Genomic DNA, 7,955 nt, shown 5'->3' on the forward strand with positions numbered 1-7,955 from the left:
GCCGCGGGGGGGGCGGGGGGGGGGCGGGGGGGGGGGGGGGGGCGGCCCCCCCCCCGCGACCGCACCCCGGCCATGGGTACCTGCCGCCCCCTGTTGAAGACGGTCACGTCCCAGCCGCGCCCCAGCGCCGCCTCCACGACGGCCCGCCCCGCGAACTCCGTACCACCCAGCACCAGAAGTCTCATGCCCGAGACTCTGCCCGCTGCCGGGCGGGCACGGAACCGCGCTCTGCCGTCAGCAGAGGATCAACCGCACAGGTGGGTCAACGGCTGGTCGGCGGCGTGTACTTGTACCCCACCCGCCGCACCGTCTGGATCGCCCCCCGGTGCTCCGCGCCCAGCTTGCGGCGCAGCCGGGCGATGTGGACGTCGACCGTGCGGCCGTCGCCCACGTGCCCGTAACCCCACACCGTGGTGACCAGCTGGTCGCGGGTGTGCACTCGGTTCGGGTGGGCGACGAGGTGGGCGAGCAGCTCGAACTCCAGGTAGGTGAGGTCGAGTTCGCGCCCGTTCACCTCGGCGGTGCGCTGTACGGCGTCGATGCGGACGAGCGATTCGTCGGCGGCGGCGTCCGGCACGACGGTGTCGACGACGTGCGGGCGGTCGGCCGGGATGAGGACGAGGTAACCGACCATCGGCGGCTGCCCCGGCAGGGTCGGCAGGGTGTGCTGCGGCGCGGGCAGCCAGGTGGCGCCGGGTGGCAGGAATTCCGCGACGTCGATCACCTCGTCCTGCTCGACTGCGCGCAGCCGGGGCCGGACGGGGGAGGGGGTGGGAACGGAGGACAGGGAACGAGTGGTCGCCATGAGAGGTCAGCTCTTTCGCGCGAGGAGGTCGTCGGGAAGGACGTACGTCGTGCGCGCTGGCCGAAGGCCGGGGTGTACGGCTTTAGAGGGCCGGCGCGTTCGTCGCGCGGCAACACACCCGGTCGAAGTCGTGGTGCTGACGGGAAGGCCAGAAGGGCTCGAGGTCATGGCGACCCGTCGCGGTGTACTTCTGGAAACTGGCCATGAACCCATTGAAGCAGACGCGGTCCTCCACGAGGAGTCTCCTCTCACTGCTTGGACGCTTCCCTGGCGTGAAGTCGACGTTGCGAAGCTCACCCGACCAGGCGTTTGTGCCAGGTCAGGGGTGTGACCTCGATCGCCTTGCCCGGATTGCCGTCCCACACCGCGGACAGTCCGGCGGCGGTGAGAGCGGCGACCACCTCCTGGCCGACGGCGGCGGTGGTGGCCTCCGAGCCGTCGAACCCGCCGTAGTACAACGAGAGTCCGTGTCCCTCGGCCGCGCTCTCGGTGCCCTGCCGATGGAAGAAGACGAAGCCCCGGGCGCCGGCCCGCTCGGCGCCTATCTCGGACAGGCCGCAGCCCCGGCAGCAGGTGAAGTCCTCGCGAGCGGTGATCCCGGCGGCGTCCAGCGCCTCGAACGCCCGGGTGAGCCGGTCCGGATCCGTGGCCCCCTCCCAGGCCGCCTGCTCGGCGACCCGCTCCAGCCACAGCCGGTCGACCAGCCTCCGGGCCTGCGCGCGCGACACCGGCCGGTCGTCACCGTCCACGAGGTGGTCCTCGGCGGCCTCGGCGAGTTCCTCGCGTGTCCCGTACCCTCCGTGCACCCAGACCCGGACCCGGGGCTCCAGCCGCTCGCGCACCGCGTCCGGCAGCTCGGGCACCTCCTCGGCGGGCCCGAGGTCGACCGGCTCCCAGATCACGCCGGCGTCCCAGCCGTCCTCCTGCCGGGCCCAGCCGATGAGCAGGTCCGCGACCCGCGCCGGGTCCGTGAGCCGCGTGCCCAGTAACTCGTCCTCGCCCCGCCGGTGCTCCAACTCGTACTCGCCGCCCTGCTCGTGCCACACCTGGGCGAACACATGCGGGAGGTCCGGTATCCGCTGCAGGACGAGCAGGTGGTCGTCGACGCCCCCGATCCGCCGCACCAGCTCCCGCAGCCGCCCGGACGAAACCCCCGCGCACGCCTGCCCGTTCTCCGCCTCGACCTTGACGGCCAGACTCCCGTCGATCTCCATGCCCCCACCATGACACGGGCCACTGACAACGCGATCAGGGCAAGGTGATCACACGCACGAGGAAGGGGCGCCCACCGCGAACGGTGAACGCCCCTTCCGAAGGAGCCCGAAGGAACCCCGGGATCAGATCTGGCCGGCCTTCTCCAGTGCGGAGCAGCACGTGTCGACGAGCAGGCGCGTCACGACGTACGGGTCGACGTTGGCGTTCGGACGGCGGTCCTCGATGTAGCCCTTGCCGTCCTGCTCGACCTGCCACGGGATACGGACCGAGGCGCCGCGGTTGGAGACGCCGTAGGAGTACTCGTTCCACGGGGCGGTCTCGTGCAGGCCCGTCAGGCGGTCGTCGATGCCGGCGCCGTAGTTCTTGACGTGGTCGAGCGGCTTCGAGCCCTCGCCCAGCGACTCGGCGGCGGTGATGATCGCGTCGTAACCCTCGCGCATCGCCTTGGTGGAGAAGTTGGTGTGCGCGCCCGCGCCGTTCCAGTCGCCCTTCACCGGCTTCGGGTCCAGCGTCGCGGAGACGCCGAAGTCCTCGGCGGTGCGGTAGAGCAGCCAGCGGGCCACCCACAGGTGGTCGGAGACCTCCAGCGGGGAGACCGGGCCGACCTGGAACTCCCACTGGCCGGGCATGACCTCGGCGTTGATGCCGGAGATCGCGAGTCCGGCGGCGAGGCAGTTCTCCAGGTGGGCCTCGACGATCTCACGGCCGAAGATCTCGTCGGCGCCGACACCGCAGTAGTAGCCGCCCTGGGGGGCCGGGAAGCCGCCCTTGGGGAAGCCCAGCGGGTAGCCGTCCTGGAAGAACGTGTACTCCTGCTCGATGCCGAAGATCGGCTCCTGGGAGGCGAACTTCTCGGCGACCTCGGTCAGCGCGGCACGGGTGTTGGACTCGTGCGGCGTGAAGTCGATGTTGAGGACCTCGCACAGGACGAGGACGTCGTCGCCGCCGCGGATCGGGTCCGGGCAGGTGAAGACGGGCTTGAGGACACGGTCCGAGGAGTGGCCCTCGGCCTGGTTCGTGGAGGACCCGTCGAAGCCCCAGATCGGCAGTGCGTCCAGACCGGCCGGCTCGCCTGCCATGATCTTCGTCTTGGAGCGGAGCTTCGCCGTCGGCTGGGTGCCGTCGATCCAGATGTACTCAGCCTTGAAGGTCACGGGCCACTTCCTTCGGGGATGTGTCTACGCACTTGCGGGTGCTGCGGCGCTGCGGCACTGGGGCACCGCGATGGATGTCCGCGAGCCTGTCAACAGGCGATTTCCCGTCGATTGCTCGAATGTGAACCCCGTGTTACCTGGCGTTGGTGTGGTGAGATTCACGGTGTGAGAGCTCGTGTTGCGGCGGGCGAGGCTCACTCTCCCTCCTTCGCCGCCTCGCGGACCCCCTCCAGGAACCCCCTGATCGCGGCCGTCTCCCGCTCGTCGTACACACGCAACAGCTCCACCGCCCGCCCGATCAGCGGCCCGAAGTGGGCCCACCCGAGCTCGACCGCGCTCTCGGTCACCTCGATCACGACTTTCCGCCGGTCCGCCTCGCCCCGCACCCGCCGTACATGCCCGGCCCGCTCCAACCGGTCCACGAGCGCGGTCGTCCCGGCCGAGTTCAGCCCGAGCACCGCCCCGAGCCGCCCGGCCGTCACCTCCTCGTCCGCACGCGAGGCGTCCATGAGAGCGATCAGGGCGCGTACGTCGGTCGGATGCATGCCGTTGCGGCTCGCGAACCGGGCACGACGTGCTGCCGCGGCTGGCCGGGTAAGGGGGTGCCCCCCCGGCGGGCCAGTATGCCGAGGAGTGCTTGCAAGGGGTGCGCCGAGGGTGTGTCCGCCCACAGCGAGGGTGTCCCGCCCAGCAGGGTGACAAGGCGCCCGGCTGAGCAGGGACACCCTCAGGCGCGGCATCGACTCACTCCCGACGCTCAGGCGCAGCCGTACCCTTCACTGCAACAGGCGGCCGCAGGCACCCCGGCCACACTGCCGGAGGCGCCCGAACTCACCGCGTCCTGGCCGTCGACCTCCCCGCCTGCGCGGGCCGCGGCACCGAGGCCGGCGACCGTCACCCCCGTACGGTCGCCGACCTGGTGGGCTGGCTGGACGCGGTACTCGACGGCCTCGGCGTCGAGGAGACGGACCTGGGTGGGCACTCGTACGGCGGCTGGATCGCTCTGCACCACGCCCTGCACGCACCCGCGCGCGTACGCCGCCTCTTCCTCCTGGACCCCGCCATGTGCTTCGCCGGATTCCGGCCGGCCTACCTGCTGCACGCCCTGCCGCTGGTGCTTCGGCCCACGCCCCGCAGGTCCCGTGCCTTCCTGGAGTGGGAGACCGGGGGAGCGGTGCTCGACCCCGACTGGCTGCGCCTCCAGGAGGCGGCCGCCGGCTTCCCCTCCGTCGCGAAGCCGGTGACCGGTCCGCGCCCGGCGCCGAACGCCCTGCGCGGCCTGGACATGCCGGTCCTGCTGCTCCTGGCCGAGAACAGCAGGACCCATGACACGTACGAGGTGGCGCAGAGAGCGAGTGAACTGCTGCCGCGTGCCGAGACGATCGTGGTCCCCAACGTGTCCCTCCCCCACTCTCGACTTCGCTCGAGCGGGGGGACCCCCATCGCGCTGCCGCAGTCCGCACCCGCCGAACTCGGGCGCCGCCTCACGGAGTTCCTGAACCCTTGAGCATCACCCCACCTTCTGGATCAGAGCGCGCCGGATGAGGAACTTGCCGGGCTCACGGACCTGCTCGAACGCGGCGTTGTTGAGCAGCACGCAGCTGCCGGAGACCGAAGTGACCTTCACCGTCGTGGACTTGTTGTTGTCCAGGTTGGTCACCTTCAGCGTGGTCCCCGCCGGGAACTGGTTGCTGGACGCGGCAGGCGCCCCGCCCTCGCCGGAGAGCGTGACGGTCGAGCCGTTGCACACCTGTTGACCGGAGGCCGCGGCACCGCCGGCGTTCCCGCCCGCGTTTCCCGCCGGTGCCGATGCGGCCTGGGAGGGCTGCGCGGGCTGCGCGGGCTGCGCGGGCTGCGTGGGCTGCGTGGTCTGGGAGCCCTGAGCCGACTCCCCAACCGCACAACCCGACGCCTTCTGCTGGACCTTGATCTGGGCGATGACCGCCTCGCGGTTGGCGATCCTGGCCGCGGACTGGGCGTCGGGATTGGCCCGTTGCCCGTCGATGAACTTCTGGTTGTTGCCGAGGGCGGTGGCGAGTCCCTGGCAGACCGTCGAGTCCGCGGCCGACAGAGTCCGTGGACTCTGCGCGGCGTTCGAGGTGCTCGCCATGACGAAGGCACCGCCTCCCGCCACCGCCGCCGCGCTCACGAGCAGCGCGATCTTCTTCTTGGTGCCGAGAGTTCTCCTACGCGACATGCGCGCCTCCTGAAGAGGTAGGGGAGCGTACGCCGCTATGTACGAGATACCGAACGAAGTTACTCAGTGGTTACAGGAGTCACTGAAGTAACGTACGTCACAGCAAAGTTGAAGCCGGCTCACAGCCCGCGCCCGGCAGACCCTCGACTACCGCGACAGAGCATCCCGTACGGCCTCTTCCGTGCGGCCGACCACGGCGGTGCCGTCCTCCGCGGTGATGATGGGGCGCTGGATCAGCTTGGGGTGCTCGGAGAGCGCGGCGATCCACCGCTCACGCGCCGCCTCGTCCCGCGGCCAGTCCTTGAGGCCGAGTTCCTTGGCCTCGGCCTCCTGGGTGCGGGTGATGTCCCACGGTTCGAGGCCGAGCCGGTCGAGTACGTCCTTGATCTCGGCCTCGCTCGGTACGTCCTCCAGGTAGCGGCGGACGGTGTAGTCGGCGCCTTCGGCGTCGAGCAGGCCGATCGCGCTGCGGCACTTGGAACAGGCGGGGTTGATCCAGATCTCCATGGGGCCCACGGTACCCCTGGGGACCGCTCAAAGCCCTTGTGGCCAGGGCCTTTTGTCAGTGGGGGGCGGTAGAATAGAAGCAGTGTTCGAGGGTGGCGCCGGGGTTGCCGAAGGCCCTGGTGGATGCCCTTACCGCGACAGGAGGATGCCTGTGCCCGCTGCCGCACTGAAGCCGAAGCCGACCCAGTCCACCGCGCAGCACCCCGTGCTGCTCGATCTGCCGTACGACCCCGTGGAGAAGCGCCCGCTGCCGCCGGGGCGCCCCCGCGAGTGGTACATCTCGCACAACCGTCGCCTCAAGGCGATGCGGCTCGCCATCGCCCTGCTCGACTCGGGCGTCTATCTGCCCAACCAGGCCCGCAACGAGACGATACGGAGCACGGCGCAACTCATCGGAGTCCACCCGCCGTCGGACACGACGTGCCACATGGTGCGGGCGCTGATGCGATACACGCGGTAGGCCGATGGTGCCGGGTGCCCCCTGCTTGTGGGGTGCCCGGCGTTGTCGTCCCTGGGGGCTGCCGCCCCCAGACCCCCGCTTCGGCCTGAACGGCCTCGTCCTCAAACTCCCCCAGAGGGGGGACCCCCAGACGGGCTGAGTGGTCCTGCTGCGAGTTCCTTCTCCAGCGGTGTTCGGAATCTCGGTGTCACCCGGCTCGTCCCCACCCACCCCTGCAGTCGCTGTGCCTCCGCCTCGATCGTCGCCCTCTCCACCCTGCCGATGCCCTCCTCGTCCAGCAGACGCCACGCGATCTCGCCGTCGGGGCGCTGGGCCCAGGCGCCGACCACGCGGCCGTTCCACCACACCGTCGGGCCCACGTTGCCGCTGCCGTCGAAGAGTTGGGGGCGTAGGTCCGGGGCCAGGTACCAGTCACGGGCCTGCCAGCCCATCGCCGTCGGGTCCAGGGCCGGGAGCAGGGCAGCCCATGGCTCCGCGGGCTCGGCCACCGGGTCGGCGTCGCCGTGGACGACGTAACCCGTGCCCTTGTCCAGTGACACCTCCTGCGCTTTGATCGCCGCCAGTGCCCGGCGTACGTCCGTCACCTTCCAGCCCGTCCACCACTTCAGGTCCGCCTCCGTGGCCGGCCCGCAGACGGTGAGCCAGCGGCCTAGGAGTGCCGCCTGGGCCTCGGGGACGTCGAGTTCGGGGTGCGGGGGTGCGACCGCCCAGCGGAACTGGCTCGACGTCCACGATCCGAGTGGGCGGCCCCGGACGACCTTGCCCTCCACGCCCAGCACCTTCAGCAGGCGGGTCGAGACCGTGTGGACGCCCTCGTAACCCTTGCCGGCCGCGTACACGAACTGCTCGCGCAACCGCGGCTCGTCCTCGGCGAGTTCGGCCGCCGTCGCCTGGCCGCGCAGCGCCAGCGCGGCCAGCGCCGACTCCTCGACCTCCTTCAGCCAGGCCGCGTCCGGGGCGCCTGCCGTGGCCATGTCCTTGAGCAGCTTGGCCCGTTCGCGGGCGGCGACGGTCAGGCCGGTTGAGGCGTGGACGACGGCGGTGAGGTCGGTGGGGAACACGAACACGGTGTGCCGCATGCCGTGCATCCGGACCAGGGAGCGGTCCTCGTACAGGGCGCGCCCGGTCTCCGGCACCGTGCCTGCCGCGTCCGTCAGCCGGGCGCCGACGGCCAGGTACACCGTCGCCGGATCGGTGCCGTGCAGCGCGACGAGCGACGCGGCGACCTCCTCCGGGCTCTCCGCCCGCGCCCCCGGAGCCAGCCGCTGCCGCAGCGCCAGCCGCCCCCGCCGCTCGCCCACTCCGACATACCGAACCCCGCCACCCATCCGACCAACCTCCACCCGCCACAACACCGTCCCCCCATCCTGACGGACACCACTGACAACGCCCCCGAGACCGAGCCCCAGACCGACGCACCCTGGGCCGTGTCCCTGTCGCGCATCACTCAGGCGGCCCGCGCCCCCGGCCGCCCGGCCTTGCCGGACCGGCATGTCCCGGCTGTGTCCTGGTCGCGCACCACTCAGGCGGCCCGCGCCCCCGGCCGCCCGGCCTTGCCGGACCGGCATGTCCCGGCTGTGTCCTGGTCGCGCACCACTCAGGCGGCCCGCGCCCCCG

Annotated in this window: 8 protein-coding genes and 3 pseudogenes; 3 read left to right on the plus strand and 8 right to left on the minus strand. The window is 71.3% G+C overall.

Annotation, left to right across the window (positions count from 1 at the left end):
* From ABZ848_RS47530 to ABZ848_RS47550, 5 genes and pseudogenes are all read right to left on the minus strand, one after another.
* A pseudogene (locus ABZ848_RS47530) lies at nucleotides 1-185 on the minus strand (hypothetical protein); the annotation flags it as partial.
* Between the two features lie 77 nt (nucleotides 186-262).
* Complete coding sequence (locus ABZ848_RS47535) at nucleotides 263-805, minus strand: winged helix-turn-helix domain-containing protein (RefSeq protein WP_360842807.1); 543 nt, start codon at nucleotides 803-805, stop codon at nucleotides 263-265.
* Between the two features lie 293 nt (nucleotides 806-1,098).
* Nucleotides 1,099-2,019, minus strand: a complete 921-nt coding sequence (locus ABZ848_RS47540) for a hypothetical protein (RefSeq protein WP_360842810.1) — start codon at nucleotides 2,017-2,019, stop codon at nucleotides 1,099-1,101.
* 123 nt (nucleotides 2,020-2,142) lie between these two features.
* Nucleotides 2,143-3,174 carry a glutamine synthetase gene (glnII, locus tag ABZ848_RS47545; protein WP_360842814.1) on the minus strand — a complete coding sequence of 344 codons (1,032 nt, stop codon included), beginning with the start codon at nucleotides 3,172-3,174 and terminating at the stop codon, nucleotides 2,143-2,145.
* A 194-nt stretch (nucleotides 3,175-3,368) separates the two neighbouring features.
* A pseudogene (locus ABZ848_RS47550) lies at nucleotides 3,369-3,743 on the minus strand (MarR family transcriptional regulator); the annotation flags it as partial.
* 254 nt (nucleotides 3,744-3,997) lie between these two features.
* Here ABZ848_RS47550 and ABZ848_RS47555 point away from each other — a divergent pair.
* A pseudogene (locus tag ABZ848_RS47555) lies at nucleotides 3,998-4,681 on the plus strand (alpha/beta fold hydrolase); the annotation flags it as partial.
* A 3-nt stretch (nucleotides 4,682-4,684) separates the two neighbouring features.
* Here ABZ848_RS47555 and ABZ848_RS47560 read toward each other — a convergent pair.
* Nucleotides 4,685-5,371 carry a hypothetical protein gene (locus ABZ848_RS47560; RefSeq protein ID WP_360842816.1) on the minus strand — a complete coding sequence of 229 codons (687 nt, stop codon included), beginning with the start codon at nucleotides 5,369-5,371 and terminating at the stop codon, nucleotides 4,685-4,687.
* A gap of 147 nt (nucleotides 5,372-5,518) precedes the next feature.
* Nucleotides 5,519-5,878, minus strand: a complete 360-nt coding sequence (locus tag ABZ848_RS47565) for an arsenate reductase family protein (RefSeq protein WP_360842819.1) — start codon at nucleotides 5,876-5,878, stop codon at nucleotides 5,519-5,521.
* Between the two features lie 151 nt (nucleotides 5,879-6,029).
* Here ABZ848_RS47565 and ABZ848_RS47570 point away from each other — a divergent pair, with 151 nt between their 5' ends.
* On the plus strand, nucleotides 6,030-6,338 hold the full coding sequence (locus ABZ848_RS47570; protein WP_242760787.1) for a hypothetical protein: 309 nt from the start codon (nucleotides 6,030-6,032) through the stop codon (nucleotides 6,336-6,338).
* 101 nt (nucleotides 6,339-6,439) lie between these two features.
* On the opposite strand, the gene ABZ848_RS47575 is transcribed toward ABZ848_RS47570, so the two are convergent.
* A complete protein-coding gene (locus tag ABZ848_RS47575) occupies nucleotides 6,440-7,666 on the minus strand; it encodes a winged helix DNA-binding domain-containing protein (protein WP_360842822.1) in 1,227 nt (408 codons plus the stop codon).
* A gap of 99 nt (nucleotides 7,667-7,765) precedes the next feature.
* On the opposite strand from ABZ848_RS47575, the gene ABZ848_RS47580 reads away from it, so the two are divergent.
* Nucleotides 7,766-7,955: hypothetical protein (locus ABZ848_RS47580; RefSeq protein ID WP_360842825.1), on the plus strand; the 190-nt coding region annotated here is incomplete at its 3' end.

This window comes from Streptomyces sp. NPDC047081, assembly GCF_040643775.1.
Taxonomy (GTDB): Bacteria; Actinomycetota; Actinomycetes; order Streptomycetales; family Streptomycetaceae; genus Streptomyces.